Source organism: Saccharothrix tamanrassetensis, from assembly GCF_014203665.1.
Lineage (GTDB): Bacteria > Actinomycetota > Actinomycetes > Mycobacteriales > Pseudonocardiaceae > Actinosynnema > Actinosynnema tamanrassetense.
The window spans coordinates 60,533-74,810 of sequence record NZ_JACHJN010000017.1 but is presented as its reverse complement, the minus strand read 5'-3'; the positions used below and the strand labels follow the sequence as shown (position 1 = coordinate 74,810).

General features: G+C 71.4%; 16 protein-coding genes. 10 read left to right on the top strand and 6 right to left on the bottom strand.

Annotated elements, in window-relative coordinates; all coding sequences use genetic code 11:
• The first annotated feature begins 120 nt into the window (after window positions 1-120).
• On the top strand, window positions 121-486 hold the full coding sequence (locus FHS29_RS35325; protein WP_184698906.1) for a hypothetical protein: 366 nt from the start codon (window positions 121-123) through the stop codon (window positions 484-486).
• Window positions 487-541: 55 nt separating this feature from the next.
• Here the strand turns inward: FHS29_RS35325 and FHS29_RS35320 are convergent, their stop codons facing one another.
• Together FHS29_RS35320 and FHS29_RS35315 are read right to left on the bottom strand one after the other, a co-directional pair.
• Window positions 542-1,450, bottom strand: a complete 909-nt coding sequence (locus tag FHS29_RS35320) for an SDR family oxidoreductase (RefSeq protein ID WP_184698903.1) — start codon at window positions 1,448-1,450, stop codon at window positions 542-544.
• Window positions 1,451-2,020: a TetR/AcrR family transcriptional regulator gene (locus FHS29_RS35315; RefSeq protein WP_184698901.1), complete on the bottom strand. Its 570-nt coding sequence runs from the start codon at window positions 2,018-2,020 to the stop codon at window positions 1,451-1,453.
• Window positions 2,021-2,069: 49 nt separating this feature from the next.
• Between FHS29_RS35315 and FHS29_RS35310 the strand changes: the two genes are divergently transcribed.
• Window positions 2,070-2,864: an HAD family hydrolase gene (locus tag FHS29_RS35310; RefSeq protein ID WP_312865247.1), complete on the top strand. Its 795-nt coding sequence runs from the start codon at window positions 2,070-2,072 to the stop codon at window positions 2,862-2,864.
• A gap of 95 nt (window positions 2,865-2,959) precedes the next feature.
• Here the strand turns inward: FHS29_RS35310 and FHS29_RS35305 are convergent, their stop codons facing one another.
• The gene (locus FHS29_RS35305) at window positions 2,960-3,394 is read right to left on the bottom strand and encodes a PPOX class F420-dependent oxidoreductase (RefSeq protein ID WP_184698897.1); all 435 of its coding nucleotides are present in this window, start codon (window positions 3,392-3,394) and stop codon (window positions 2,960-2,962) included.
• Window positions 3,395-3,606: 212 nt separating this feature from the next.
• Between FHS29_RS35305 and FHS29_RS35300 the strand changes: the two genes are divergently transcribed.
• The 3 genes from FHS29_RS35300 (at window position 3,607) to FHS29_RS35290 (ending at window position 6,338) form a co-directional block, all read left to right on the top strand.
• Window positions 3,607-4,521, top strand: a complete 915-nt coding sequence (locus FHS29_RS35300) for an ABC transporter ATP-binding protein (protein ID WP_184698895.1) — start codon at window positions 3,607-3,609, stop codon at window positions 4,519-4,521.
• Between the two features lies 1 nt (window position 4,522).
• A complete protein-coding gene (locus tag FHS29_RS35295; RefSeq protein WP_184698893.1) occupies window positions 4,523-5,284 on the top strand; it encodes a hypothetical protein in 762 nt (253 codons plus the stop codon).
• A 145-nt stretch (window positions 5,285-5,429) separates the two neighbouring features.
• Window positions 5,430-6,338 (top strand): ABC transporter ATP-binding protein, encoded by a 909-nt coding sequence (locus FHS29_RS35290; protein WP_184698891.1) that lies wholly within the window; start codon window positions 5,430-5,432, stop codon window positions 6,336-6,338.
• A gap of 378 nt (window positions 6,339-6,716) precedes the next feature.
• On the opposite strand, the gene FHS29_RS35285 is transcribed toward FHS29_RS35290, so the two are convergent.
• Complete coding sequence (locus tag FHS29_RS35285; protein WP_184698889.1) at window positions 6,717-8,000, bottom strand: S8 family serine peptidase; 1,284 nt, start codon at window positions 7,998-8,000, stop codon at window positions 6,717-6,719.
• 234 nt (window positions 8,001-8,234) lie between these two features.
• On the opposite strand from FHS29_RS35285, the gene FHS29_RS35280 reads away from it, so the two are divergent.
• From FHS29_RS35280 to FHS29_RS35270, 3 genes are all read left to right on the top strand, one after another.
• Window positions 8,235-8,816, top strand: coding sequence for a hypothetical protein (locus FHS29_RS35280; RefSeq protein ID WP_184698886.1), 582 nt, complete (start codon window positions 8,235-8,237; stop codon window positions 8,814-8,816).
• Between the two features lie 123 nt (window positions 8,817-8,939).
• Window positions 8,940-9,581: a tRNA (guanosine(46)-N7)-methyltransferase TrmB gene (gene trmB / locus FHS29_RS35275; protein ID WP_221457267.1), complete on the top strand. Its 642-nt coding sequence runs from the start codon at window positions 8,940-8,942 to the stop codon at window positions 9,579-9,581.
• Between the two features lie 145 nt (window positions 9,582-9,726).
• A complete protein-coding gene (locus FHS29_RS35270; protein ID WP_312865246.1) occupies window positions 9,727-10,848 on the top strand; it encodes a nitric oxide synthase oxygenase in 1,122 nt (373 codons plus the stop codon).
• A gap of 5 nt (window positions 10,849-10,853) precedes the next feature.
• On the opposite strand, the gene FHS29_RS37980 is transcribed toward FHS29_RS35270, so the two are convergent.
• On the bottom strand, window positions 10,854-10,979 hold the full coding sequence (locus FHS29_RS37980; protein ID WP_281391817.1) for a hypothetical protein: 126 nt from the start codon (window positions 10,977-10,979) through the stop codon (window positions 10,854-10,856).
• Between the two features lie 140 nt (window positions 10,980-11,119).
• Here FHS29_RS37980 and FHS29_RS35265 point away from each other — a divergent pair, with 140 nt between their 5' ends.
• Both FHS29_RS35265 and FHS29_RS35260 read left to right on the top strand, forming a co-directional pair.
• Entirely contained in the window at window positions 11,120-12,283 is a 1,164-nt protein-coding gene (locus FHS29_RS35265; RefSeq protein WP_184698882.1) for a sensor histidine kinase, read from the top strand.
• Window positions 12,284-12,298: 15 nt separating this feature from the next.
• Entirely contained in the window at window positions 12,299-13,600 is a 1,302-nt protein-coding gene (locus tag FHS29_RS35260) for an amidohydrolase family protein (RefSeq protein ID WP_184698880.1), read from the top strand.
• Here FHS29_RS35260 and FHS29_RS35255 read toward each other — a convergent pair.
• Entirely contained in the window at window positions 13,597-14,277 is a 681-nt protein-coding gene (locus tag FHS29_RS35255; protein WP_184698878.1) for an SDR family oxidoreductase, read from the bottom strand. The two genes, FHS29_RS35260 and FHS29_RS35255, sit on opposite strands and share 4 nt — an antisense overlap.
• Window position 14,278: the final 1 nt, after the last annotated feature.

The window sequence follows — 14,278 nt, the reverse complement described above, 5'->3', positions numbered from 1 at the left end:
TCTTTTCTTTTTGTGATGGTTTTTTTCTTGGTGTTGGTGTCCTGGTCGGCGGCGGCCCCCTCGCCGTCCGCACGCCCCCCCCCCCCCCCCCCCACGACCCCCGGAGTCGGAGGAGGGCACGTGTTCCGCAAGAGCTGCGCCCCGGTCGTGTGCGGGGCCCTCCTGGTGGCCTGCTCCGGGCCGGAACCGGGAGCCACCGTCGCGACCGCGCAACCGGGTCTCACCGCGACGTCGACGCCGACGTCGGTCGGCGGTTCGAACACCCCGTGGCCCTCGATCGATCCGACCACCGCCGACCCGGCGATGCGGGCGTTCCCCTGGGACGCGCTCGCCGTGGGCGTGCTGGGTCTCCTCGCCGCGGTCGTGATAGTGGTGGGGACCGTGCGAGCGGTCAGCACGACGGGGACGCGCCGCACCTGGTGGGTGCTGTTCACGGCCGGCAGTTCGGTGCTGCTCCTCGCCGCCGGCCTGCTGCTCCGCGTCTAGCGCCGGCTCGAACCCCGGGCGGACCGGCCTCCGGACGCGTTCGCGGCCGGCGACCTCAGCGGTACTTCGCCACGTCCACGGTCGAGAGGTCGAGTCCGGGCTTCACGACCTCCTCGTACCAGCGGCCCCAGTCCGGCCGTGAGCCGTCCACGTCGGTGAAGCCGTACTCCCGCATGAGGGTCCACGACGCCAACGCCTTGCCGCTGAACCGCTCGCGCTCCGGGTCCGCGGCGAGCGCGGCCACCGCGCGCCCGACGTACCGAGGGGTCTCGGACATCGCGTAGTGCGGCGACTGCTCGATGGCGTCGCGCCAGTTCTCCTCGGTCACGCCGAAGTGCTCCAGCATCTGCTCCGACCGCAGGAACCCCGGCGTGACGGCGACCGACGTGGTGCCGTACTTGCCCAGGTCCTGCGCCAGCACCACGCCGAACCGCCGGATCGCGACCTTGACCGAGTCGTACGCGAGCATTCCCGAGTACACCTCGTCGCTGTCGCCGTCGGTGACCTCCACCAGCAGCCCGCCGGGCTGCCGGATCAGCAGCGGGATCAGCCGGTGCAACGTGACCAGGTGGGCCTGGACGCTGTTGCGCCACATGCCCAACTGGCGTTCCAGGTCGTCCTCCCAGAACGGTTTGAAGTGGACGTCCAGCTCACCGCCCCACACGTCGTCGACCAGGACGTCCAGGCGACCGTCCCCTTCGGACTCGATGCGCGCGCGGAACGCGTCCACGTCGGCGGCCACCGTGAAGTCGGCCCGCACCGGGATGCCCCGGCCGCCCGCGGCGGTGACCAGCTCGGCGGTCTCCTCGATCGTCTCGTCCCGCCCGATCGGCGACCTGTGCCCGCGCGTCGACCGCCCGCCGACGAACACCGTCGCGCCCGCCGCCCCCAACTCCACCGCGATGGCCCGCCCCGCACCCCGCGTCGCCCCGGTGACCGCGGCCACCTTGCCGTGCAACGACATTCAGCTCCCCTTCCAAGCGTCCAACACCGCGTCCACGTCCTCCGCCAGCCGGTCGGCCAACGCTCCGCGCGGCCGGACCGACCAGTCCATCGACACCCCGTAGACCAGCACCGTGAGGACCCGCGCCGCGCGTTCCGGCGACGGCGCGCGCGGCAGGTCCACCCGGCGGGTGAGCGCGAGCACCGTGCGCTGGGTCGCCTCGTAGAGGTCGCCGAGCAGCGCGCGCAGCTCCGGGTCGATCAGGTCCACGCCGAGCTGCGCGAGGTGGTTGCCCGCCTCCACCGGGTCGGTCATGCCCTCGAACCAGGCCAGCAACGCGGCCCGCAACCCGTCCAACGGCTCGGCGCCCTCGGCCGCCGCGAGCATCCGGCGTTCGATGTCGGCCGTCGCCTGCCTGGTCAACGCCTGGAGCAGCCCGCTCTTCGAGCCGAACCGCTGCGCCACCGTGCCGACCGACACGCCTGCTTCGGCGGCCACGTCGGCGACCGTGAAGCCCGGCCCCCTGCGCCCGATCACCAGCCAGGTGGCGGTCAGCAGGCGCTCGTCGGTGATGGTCTTCGGCCGTGGCACCCGGTTATTGAACCACGGTTCATTAATGTCATCCATTAGGGTGACACCAGTGAGTTGGAGACCGCGCCTCGTCGCCCTGGACATCGACGGCACCATCACCCGCGTGGGAGCGGAAGAGATCGCGCCGGCGGTGCGCGCGGCCATCCACCGCGCGGTCGACCACGGCGCGCACGTGGTCCTCTCCACCGGCCGCAGCCTCATCGGGACTCGGCCGATCGTCGACGACCTGGAGCTGCGCGGCACGACCGCGATCTGCTCCAACGGAGCGGTGTGGTGGGACACGACGTCCCGCGAGGTGATCCGCAAGATCGCCTTCGACGCCGCCCCGACGGTCGACGCGCTGCGCGGGCTGTTCCCGGGCGCGGTGTTCGCCGTGGAGATCACCGGGGTGGGCAACCTGTCGCTGGGCCGGTTCCCGGAAGGCGACCTGTGGGGCGTGGTGCGGGAGGTGACGGCCGAGGAGCTGACCGCCGAGACCACGTCCCGGCTGGTCATGCGGTGGGCCGACCGGACGCCGGACGAGATCGCGCTGCGGATGCTCGACGTCGAGCTGCCCGGCGTCACCTGGTGGGTGGACAACACCGAACCCTGGCTCACCGTCTCGCCGGAGGGTGTCACCAAGGGGTCGGCGTTGGAGGACCTGCGGCAGCGGCTCGGCGTGTCCGAAGAGGACACGCTGGCCATCGGCGACGGGCACAACGACGTCGAGATGCTCCGGTGGGCCGCCCACGGGGTGGCCATGGGCCAGGCCCCGGCGACCGTTCAGGAAGTGGCGAACGCCGTCACCGCCACCGTGCTGGAGGACGGCGCAGCCCTCGAACTGGACCGCTGGTTCGCCGCCTGAAGCCACCCGCCTGAAGCCACCCGCCCGAACCCGTCCGCCGAACCCACCCGCCCGGCCGAACCGCGTGCCCGTCACCGGACGGGCGGGCGGGAACGCTATTCGGCCACGTCCACCTTCGCGACGATCTCCGCTTCCCGGATCCGCACCACGACCTCGCCCTCGCCGCCGTTGCGCTCCGCGTACTCGTTCGCGCGGTCGGCGCCCATGTACCGGCCGCCGATGCGACCCGCCCAGTAGCGGACCTGCTCGGGATCGTCCACGATCTCGGCACGACCGCTGATCGTGACGAAGGCGAACGGGGGCCGCTCGTCGTCCAGGCAGACCGAGACGCGGCCGTCGCGGGCGATCGCCTTGCCCTTGATCGACTCCAGGTGGGTGGTGAAGACGATGGTGCTGCCGTCCAGGTCGACCCAGACGGGTGAAACGTGTGGCGAGCCGTCCTTGCGCACGACCCCGAGCTTGCCGGTCCGTGCCGGGGTGGCCGAGACGAACTCGCGCCACCAGCCCTCGGGGGCTTCGGTGTAACCCATGACGCCACCGTAGGACCACACGTTCCCTGAGAAACAGGGGGCATCACCCCAGGGTGCGACTCAGGGTGATCACGGATTACTACAACCGAGGTAGCGGGCACGATAAGACTGAAGTCGCACCGACGAGTCAACTACAGACCGATGTGGTCGACCCCCTGGAACAGGCAGAGTTCGAGCCGGAATCGGGGGACGTGCCGTCCAGGGGAGAAACCATGATCGAGGCTATCGGCCTCACCAAGCGCTACGGGAACACGGTGGCGGTGGACAACCTGTCGTTCACCATCGCGCCGGGCCGGGTCACCGGCTTCCTCGGGCCCAACGGTGCGGGCAAGTCGACCACCATGCGGATGATCCTCGGCCTGGACCGGCCGACGTCCGGGAAGGTGCTCATCGACGGCACGCCGTACGCGCAGCTCGACCGCCCGCTGCGGACCGTCGGCGCGCTGCTGGACGCCAAGTGGGTGCACCCGAACCGTTCCGCGAAGGCGCACCTCCAGTGGCTGGCGAAGTCCAACGGACTGCCCGCCCGCCGGGTGGACGAGGTGCTCGACCTGGTCGGCCTGAGCAAGGTGGCGAAGCGGCGGGCCGGCGGCTTCTCGCTGGGCATGTCGCAGCGCCTGGGCATCGCGGGGGCGCTGCTCGGCGACCCGAAGGTGCTGCTGTTCGACGAGCCGGTGAACGGCCTGGACCCGGAGGGCATCCTCTGGATCCGCCAGTTCATGCAGGGCCTGGCCGCCGACGGCCGCACCGTGCTGGTGTCCAGCCACCTGCTGTCCGAGATGGCGGTCACCGCCACCGACCTGGTGGTGATCGGCCGGGGCAAGCTGATCTCGCAGTCGTCCACCACCGAGTTCGTGGAGCGGTCGACCGAGAACACCGTGCGGGTGCGCAGCCCGCACGCGGACAAGCTGGGCGCGCTGCTGGTCGACAAGGGCTTCACGGTTCGCGAGGACACCGACTCGTCGTTGAGCGTGTCGGGTGCTTCCAGTGACCAGATCGGTGACATCGCCGCCGCGAGCGGCGTGGTGCTGCACGAGCTGAGCCCCCAGCGCGGTTCGCTGGAAGAGGCCTTCATGCAGCTCACCGGTGATTCTGTCGAGTACCACGCGGCCGAGACGGGAAAGTGACATGACTCTGCTCGCTGTTGAACGGATCAAGCTCTTCACCACGCGCTCGCCGTGGTGGTGCATGGTGCTCGCGCTCGGCCTGACCATCGGCATCACCGCGATCATCGCGGCGAACTGGAGCGACTCGCCGATGCCGGTGCTCGGCGCGGTGTTCACGCACACGTTCGGCCTCTACGTGATCATGGTGATGGCCGCCCTGGCGGTGACCACCGAGTACCGGTTCGGGACCATCAAGTCCACGTTCCAGGCGGTGCCCGACCGCATCTCGCCGATGGTGGCGAAGGCGGTCGTGGTGACCGTGCTGGCCGGCCTGGTCGGACTCGCGTCCGCGTTCGGGTCGTGGGGCATCAGCATGCTGCTGGCCGACGACACCTCGCAGCTCGCCCTGAACAGCGGCAACGACTGGCGGCACGTGGCCGGCGTCGGCCTGGTGTACGCGGCGGGCGCGGTGCTGGCGCTGGGCATCGGCGCGCTGGTCCGGCAGACCGCCGGCGCGGTGTCGATCATCCTGGTGTTCGCGCTGGTGCTGGAGAGCGTCGTCGGGTTCATCCCGAACATCGGCGACGACATCCAGAAGTGGATGCCGTTCACCGTGGTCACCAAGTTCATCTTCGGCGACCCGGACCCGAGCGCCATCCCGGATGGAGCGGGCCCGCCCACCGTCGGCGAACTGTCCCCGTGGGGCTCGTTCGCCTACTTCGCGGGCATCGCACTGGCCATCTACATCATCTCGCTGGTGGTCGTGAAGCGTCGCGACGCCTAGGGGAAACGCCCGCCGGGCCGGAATCGGGGCCGGCCCGGCGGGCAGCAGGGGAGATGGGGAAAGGGGGGAGCTCGGGTCACCTTCGGGGGGTGGCCCGAGCTCTCGTCGTTTACGTTCGGAGTTGGCGGATCAGACAGGAGAAGTCATGATCGAAGCGACCGGACTCACCAAGCACTACGGCCGGACCGTCGCCGTGGACGACCTGTCGTTCACCGTGGAATCAGGCCGGGTGACCGGCTTCCTGGGCCCGAACGGCGCGGGCAAGTCCACCACCATGCGCATGATCCTCGGCCTGGACCGCCCCACCGGTGGCCGGGTGCTGATCAACGGCAAGCACTACCACGACCTGCACCGTCCACTGAGGACGGTGGGCGCACTGCTGGACGCGAAGTGGGTCCACCCCAACCGTTCGGCGAAGGCCCACCTCCAGTGGCTGGCGAAGTCCAACAACATCCCGAACAAGCGCGTGGACGAAGTCCTGGAGCTGGTGGGCCTCACCCAGGTCGCCAAGCGCCGGGCGGGCGGCTTCTCGCTGGGCATGTCACAGCGCCTGGGCATCGCCGGCACCCTGCTGGGCGACCCCCAGGTCCTCCTCTTCGACGAACCGGTCAACGGCCTGGACCCGGAAGGCATCCTCTGGATCCGCCAGTTCATGCACCGCCTGGCCGACCAGGGCAGGACGGTCTTCGTCTCCAGCCACCTGCTCTCCGAGATGGCCCAGACGGCACAGGACCTCATCGTGATCGGCAAGGGCAAGCTCATCGCCCAGACCAGCACCGCCCAGTTCATCAAGGACGCCACCGAGGACACCGTCAAGGTCAGGTCCCCCCAACTGGACCGCCTGCGCCAACTCCTGACCGCCGAAGCCGCCAAGGTGGCCGACGGCACCGCGGACAACGCCCTGATCGTCCACGGCGTAGAGGCGGCCCACATCGGCGAACTGGCCGCCCGGCACGACATCACCCTCCACGAACTGAGCCCCCAACTCGGCTCACTGGAGGAAGCCTTCATGCAACTGACCCGAGAGTCCGTCGAGTACCACTCCCACGACTAACCCTCGCACCCCCACACCGCCTGCGCGCCCCGCGCCCACAGCCCGCGCGCCAGCGCGCACACCTGCGGTCCGGCTGCGCGCCAGCGCACACCCCTGCCGCTGCGTGTCATCCCCGTATGGCCTGCGCGCCAGCGAACCGCATGTGTCAAGGGCAGATCGACACCCGCGACCACCGCACACCCATGATCGATCTGCCCTTGACGCATGTGGTTGTCTCCGACCAGGTCATACGGGGAGGACACGCAGACCACCGCCCTTCAAAGCTCGAAGAGCTTTGAAGGGCTTTTGTGGAGATCCTTGGCGGCCTGCCCGTCCGGCGAGGACGCTCTTCAAGCCCGTAGACCCCAAACCACTGAATACACCCACATGTCCACAAGATTAATCAGATTTCCAAAAATCATCCGAAGCCGGCGGAACCTCCCCGACCCGACGCTCAACCCCGGGCTCGACCGGCACCCCACCCCGAGCCTCAACCCTGGGCGCAACCACCCGCGACCGCCGCCCCAACAACAACGCCGCCCCCACCACGAACCCCACCACCGCCACCAACCCCCCGAACGCCACAGCCACCCGAACCCCAGGCCCCACCACAGGGCCGGGCACCACACCCCCCGCCCCTTCCCGCGGCACCCCGGGCGACACCTCAGGTGACACCTCCCCGGACCCCGGCGGCGCAACACCCCCCGAAGGCCGAGGCGGCGGAGCCAGCGGGTTCCGCTCCACCCGCGGCACCTCACCGCTCACCGCTCCACCCGCGTTCACCACCCCGAACCCGGTGGCCGCGTCCCGCCCCGCCCCCACCACGTCGGTAGCCGTGACGATCATCCGGTTGACCACGTTCCCCGCATCCATCTCCGGGTGCCGGGCCCGCACCAACGCCGCCACCCCCGACACCAGCGCGGTGGCCGCGGAAGTCCCGTCCACCGCGGCGAACCCCGTGTCGGCGACCGACGACGGCAGCGCCGTCACGATCTCCTTCGCCGGCGCGGCCAGCACCGTCTCCGGCCCGGTGTTCGACGACGCCCACGGAACGCCGCCGGGCTCCGTCCCGGAGACCGCGATCACCCCGCGGATGTTCGCCGGCGCACCCACGTGCTCGATCCCGTCGTTCCCGGTCCCGGCCACCACCACGACGTCGTGGTCGAACGCGTAGTTGACGGCCCGCAGCAGGTCGGGGGTCAGCGTCGCGGCCGACGTCAGCGACAGGTTGATCACGTCCGCCCCGTTGTCCACCGCCCACGTGATCCCGGAGGCGACCGCCGTGGTGGTGAAGTTCCCGCCGTCCGAACCCACCGACACCGGGAGGACCCGCGCGGCCGGCGCGATCCCCAGCGCCCCGCCGTCCACCCCGCGCCCGGCGATCAGCGCCGCCATCGCGGTGCCGTGCCCGTCGGCGTCCTCGGTCCCGTCCGTCCCCGAGGCCGACCCGAATCCGGTACCCGGCAGCAACGCCCCGGCCAGGTCGGGGACGGTGTCGTCCACCCCCGAGTCGACCACGGCCACCACCACGCCGTCCCCGCGGACCACGTCGTGCACCGGGCGCACCCGCAGCTCGTCCAGGTGCCACTGCTGCTCCGTGATCGTCTGCCCCCACGCCACCCCCGGCGCGACGGCCACCCCGAATAGTGCGACCAAGATCGCCGCGAACCCCGTTCGGATCATCCCCCTCAATCCCCCTGTGGTCGAGGTCACAAATATTCCGGGCCATTCATGTTTCATCCGCGGAATGTCCGGCAATCGGAGTAAGGGCCTGGTTAAGAGCCCGTGAACTGCCGCACACCACCATGACAGGACGAGCTGGACCAGGTCAGATGGAAAGTGACGAATCGTGAGGCGGCGAACCGTCGCACACGAATTCGACAAACCCCCGTCAAGGAACCCACCGGAGGTGAACCCGTGACGGTGCTTGATCCGAATCTGAACGCCGACTCCTCGGCTACCCGGTCGAAGAAGCTGCCACGGCAACGCGCCCACGCCCTTCGCGTCGAACCGATGATGGCGTTGGAATGGTCCCACGCGATCGAACCCGCCGGCGCCGCCGGCATCGCCACCGCACCCGCGCAGACCCGCCGCGCCTGGATCCACCGGGCCGACGAGCAGCAGGTGCTCACGCTGTACCGGGCCGTCGGCGGCAACGCCCCGGCGCCCTGGTGGCTGCGCGCCCTCGACCGGGGCCGGCTGCCGTCCCGCGCGGCCGGCTTCGCGGTCGAGGACGAGGTGTCCGACCTGCTGGCCTCCCGGCCGGGCTGGGTCTTCGTGCCGTGGGCGACCGAGGGCGAGGTCGGGTACTGGGAGTACGTGCCGTCCGAGAGCGGCGTGTACGGCCCCGCCGAGCCCACCACCGTGCAGTTCACCGACCGGCACCCGGGCTGGGTGGACCTCATCCCCGCGCACCGGGGCCCCGGGCTCCGGCGTCCCGTCGAGTTCACCCCGGCCGAGCTGCGCGAGCAGATCGACGACCTGGAGAACATCGCCTAGCAGGCGATCGGTCGCCTCGGACGCCACCGAACCAACCGCTTAGGCTGTACGCCCGTGACGACGTCCAGCCAGCGCCCGCCGCACCACCGTTCCGTCGTGAGCTACGTGCAACGCGGTGAACGGATGACCGTCGGGCAGCAGCGGGCCTGGGACCGCCACTGGGAGCGCTTGGGCCGCGAGGTCAAGGCGCTCCCGGCCGGTCCCGTCGACTTCGCCGCGTGGTTCGGCCGCGAGGCCCCCCTGCTCCTGGAGATCGGCTCCGGCATGGGCGAGACCACCGCGCAGCTGGTCGCCGCCGCCCCCGAGCTCAACTACGTCGCCGTCGAGGTCTACAAACCCGGCCTCGCCCAGCTCCTGATGCGCGCGGAGTCGCTGGACGCCACCAACCTGCGCGTGCTGCGCGGTGACGCGGTGGACCTGCTGACCGACCACGTCGAGCCGAACACCCTCGCCGGCGTCCGGATCTTCTTCCCGGACCCGTGGCCGAAGAAGAAGCACCACAAGCGCCGGCTCGTGCAGCCCGAGTTCGTGCACCTGCTCGCCACCCGCCTCCAGCCCGGCGGCACCCTGCACCTGGCCACCGACTGGGAGAACTACGCGGAGCAGATGCTCCAGGTCTGCTCGGCCGAGCCGCTGCTGCGCAACCGGTACCGGACGTGGGCCCCGCGACCCGACTGGCGACCGGTCACGAAGTTCGAGCAGCGCGCGGTGGAGGAGGACCGGATCAGCCACGATCTGATGTTCGACCGGATCGAGCTCACCTGACCGTGTCATAAAGTCACGGCAACGAGCGGTCGATGCGGCAACTCACGGTCGTTTCGTCACTCCATCGAGTGGGCCGAGTCGATCACCCGGGGTGCCCCGTCCGGCAGTGACGCGTCACCCCGGTCCGCAACTACGGTTGCCGCCCGTGACCGCCATCGACGACGAACCGACAACGCCCGACCTGGACGCGGCGGAGGGCTTCCTCCGCATGTTCCACATCGCGCACCCCGAGACAGGCCCGGTCGGCCCCCGCCTGACGCAGGTCCGCGACGAGATCGCGGAGACCGGCACCTACCGGCACACCACCCAGGAGCTGTCCTACGGCGCACGCGTCGCGCTGCGGGACAGCGGCTGGTGCACCAGCGGCGTGCCGTGGCGCCGGCTCAAGGTCCGCGACCTGCGCGGCTTCCGCAACGCCGCCGCCGTGGCCGGCGAATGCGTCGAACACCTCCGGCTGGCCACGAACGGCGGCGGGATCCGCCCCCTGGTCACGGTGTTCGCCCCGGACGCCCCGGACGCGCCCGGCCCGGTCATCTGGAACGAGCAGCTGGTCCGCTACGCCTGCCACGCCGACGGCACCGGCGACCGCCGCTACCGCGGGTTCACCGACACCGTGCGGGGCATGGGCTGGCACGCGCCCGGCACGCCCACCCCGTTCGACCTCCTGCCGCTGGTCGTGGAGACCGCGCACGAAGGCCCGAAGCTGTTCACCATCCCGCCGGACGTGGTGCACGAGGTGTGCCTGGAGCACCCCGACCTGCCCTGGTTCGCCTCGCTCGGCCTGCGCTGGCACGCCGTGCCGCTGATCACCGGCATGCGGCTGTCCATCGGCGGCGTGGACTACCCGGCCGCCCCGTTCAACACCTGGTTCGTCGGCTCCGAGATCGGCACGCGCAGCCTCGCCGACGAGAACGCCTGCGGCGCGGCCCGCCCAGTCGCCGAGGCGCTGGGGCTGGACACGTCCGCCGAACGCTCGCTGTGGCGCGACCGCGCCGTCGTGGAGCTCAACCGGGCCGTGCTGCACTCGTTCGACCTGGCCCAGGTCACCATCACCGACCACCACGCCGAGTCGCTGCACCGGCTGTCCTGGCTGCGCTCCCGGCAGCGCCCCACCGGCAACCGGCCCGCGTTCCGACTCGACCCGACCGCCGCCCGCCGGGCCCGCGCCGGTGGCCCGGCACGATTTTCCGGGGGTCCGCTGGAAACCACCCGACCGCATTCCCCCGGACGTCTCGCGGAACTCCTCCGACGCCACGCGGAAGGGTGATCGAATCACCGCTGAGAATCGACCAGCACTCCCGCCAGCGCCATCAGGACCAGCACCAACAGCCCGAGCACCGCACCGGCCCAAGTAGCCACCACACCCAGCATCACGTTCCTCCGTTCCCCGACTGCCACTCCAGAGTCACCCCCGAAAACGTCCTCCGGCATCGGCCAGGGGGGTATTTCCGGTCGCGTTCGGGTCAGTCCTGTGGATGACGACCCGCACGACTGCGGGCGGACGCGCGATCAGCCCCGAGGACCTACCGTGACCCCTCGTGGAGAGCACTCACCTCGGCTGGCGCACCCTGGCCCGCCGCCAGTGGCCGCTGGCCTGCGCCCTGCTCTTCTTCAACGGCACCGAGGCGCTGGCCGGCGACACGTGGTGGCAGACCCCCGGCACGGTCGTGGTCGGCGCGCTGGCGGTGCTGGCACCACGCCGCCCGTTCGACGCGGCGCTCACCGGGGCGATGGCCGTGCTGGGCGGTTCGGTGCTGCTGCGGCTGTCGGGCGAGCCGTCGACCGTGCCGCTGATCTCCGGGCTGACGCTGTCCGAAGGCGCGGCCGTGATGGCGATCATCGCGATCGTGGTGCGGCAGGAGGCGGTGAAGCGGGCCGTCTCCGGCACCCTGGCGCTGGTCGCGGCGGCGGCCGTGACGCAGGCCGTCCGGCCGTCGTACTGGCAGCGGCACTACTCGGACATCCCCTACGACGGACCGGGGTTCTGGCAGCAGGCGATCGGCGCCGTGGTGCTGCTGGTGCTGTCCGTCGGCACCGGCCTGTACTTCCGGGCACGGGACCGGGAACGCGCGACCCTCGTGCGGTCCGAGGTCACGGCCGCGCAGCACGCCGAGCGGATGGCGCTGGCCCGCGAACTGCACGACGTGGTCGCGCACTACGTGACCGGGATCGTGGTGCACGCGCAGGCGGCGCAGGCCGTTCCCGGTGCGGCGCAAGAGGTGTTGCCCATCATCGCGCAGAGCGGCAACGAGGCGCTGACCGCCATGCGGCGACTGGTGGGCACGCTGCGCGGTTCGGAGACCGACGCGCCCGCCGCGAGCAGCGACCTGGCGGACGACGTGAAGCAGGTAGTCGCGCAGTCCGGTCAGCCCGTGCGGCTGAGCCTGGACCTGCCGTCGGTCGTGCCGCCGTCGCTGGGGCGCTCGGTGCTGCGGTTGGTGCAGGAATCCCTCACCAACACCCGCAAGCACGCCGAGGACGTGTCCCGGGTGGACGTGTCGGTGGCCGTCGTGTCGGGGGTGGTGCACGTGGTGATCGCCGACGACGGCCGCGACCGCAAGACCGCGCCGGTCGGCGGGTCCGGCGGGTTCGGGTTGGTCGGGATGCGGGAACGGGTGGAGCTGCTGGGCGGCCGGTTCGCCGCCGGGCAGCGGGAGGGCGGCGGCTGGGAGGTCCGGGCCGAACTGCCGCTGGCCGAGTGAGGCAGGATCGGGGCCATGTCGCTGCGCCTGCACGCTCCCGTGGTCCTGCCGTGTGATCCGTCCTGCACCGTGCTGCGGGACGCGGTCGTCGACGTCGTGGACGGCCGGGTGGCGTACGTCGGTGCCGCCGCCGACGCCCCCGCGTTCGACGGCGAAGTCCGGACGTTGACCGGGATCCTGTTGCCCGGCTTGGTGAACGCCCACGCGCACAGCCCCATGGTGGTGCTGCGGGGCCTGGGCGGGGACCTGCCGCTGCTGCGGTGGCTGCGGGAGGCGATGTGGCCCGCCGAGGCGAAGATGACGCCGGCGGACATCGGCGCGGGGATGCTGCTGGGCGCGGTGGAGATGCTGCGGAACGGCGTCACGACCAGCGCGGAGATGTACTACCACGGCGCGGAACTCACCGACGCCGTGCTGAAGGCCGGGTCGCGCGTGCTGTTCGGCGCGGCGATCATGGAGCTGCCGGGGATGCCGTGGCGGCCGATGACGGACGAGATCACGCGGTGGATCGACGCCGACGGGCTGCGTTTCGGGCCGCACGAGCGGATCGAGCTGTCCTACGGGCCGCACTCGGCGTACCTGCTGGCACCCGACGCGCTGGCCACCGTCGCGGGTGAGGCGCGGGAGCGCGGGGCGCTGCTGCAGATCCACGTGGCCGAGTCCCCCGAGGAGGACCAGGCGCAGCGGGCTTCCCACGGCTCCGTGCCCCGGTTGCTGGAGGAGGCCGGGGTGCTCGGTGGGCGGGTGCTGTCGGCGCACTCGGTGCACCTGTCGGCGGAGGACATCGCCATCTACGCCAAGCACCGCGTGGGTGTGGCGCACTGCCCCGGGTCGAACACCAAGCTCGCGTCCGGGATCGCGCCGTTGCGCGGGTACCTCGACGCCGGGGTGCCCGTCGGGCTGGGCACGGACGGGCCGGCGTCGAACGACGACCTGGACCTGTTCGAGGAGGCCCGGCTGGCGGCGTTGCTGGCCCGCGTCACGTCGATGGACGCCACGGCCATGCGCGCGGCGGACGCGTTGCTGCTGGCCACGCGCGGCGGGGCGGCGGCGTTGGGGCGGGACGACCTGGGTGCGCTGGAGGTCGGGCACTGGGGCGACGTCGTGCACGTGGACGTCGACGACCCGGCTTTCGCGACCGGGCTGGACGGACCCGACGAGCAGGTGCTGGCGAACCTCGTGTGGGCGTCCGGCACGCGTCGGGTCAAGGACGTGTGGGTGGCCGGGGAACAGGTGGTGGCCGACGGTGAGACCACCCGCGTGGACCGGCGTGAGGCCCAGGCGGGGGTCGCGGCGGTGTCCCGTCGACTGCGTTAGCGGGGGCGTGGTCGGACGACGATCTCCGTGACGTGCGCGTCCTCGTCTGCCCGCACAGCGGCGAGGACCGCCTTCGCCACGGAGTCGGCGGTGAGGTACTGGTCCGGCTGGTAGTCGCCGTCTTCCTGGGTCCGCACACCGCGCTGCATGTCGGTGGCCACGCGGCCGGGGTGGATCGAGGTGACGCGGAGCGCCGTCTCCTCGGCGCGCAGGACGTCCGCGTAGGCCCGCAGGGCGAACTTGCTGGCGGCGTAGACACCCCAGTCGGGGTTCGCGCGCAGACCGGCGCCGGAGTTGATCAGGACCACGTGGCCTTCGGCGGCGCGGAGGAGCGGCAACGTCAGGCGGGTCAGTTCGGCGACCGCGACCACGTTCAGCTCGAACGTCCGCCGCCAGGTGTCGGCGGTGGTGTCGGCCAGCGGGCCGAGTTCGGCGATGCCCGCGCTGTGCACCAGCACGTCCAGCCGGGAGAGCTGCGCGGTGGCCTCGGCGAGGGCGTCGGCGTCGGTCAGCTCGACCGGCCAGGGCTGCGCGCCGGGCAGTCCGGCGGCTTCGGCCAGGGCCTCGGCGTCACGACCGCCGAGCAGCAGGTCGTGGGTGGCGGCGAGCCGCTTGGCGACGGCCAGCCCGATGCCTCGGGACGCGCCGGTGATCAGTGCTACGGGTCGATCGGTCATG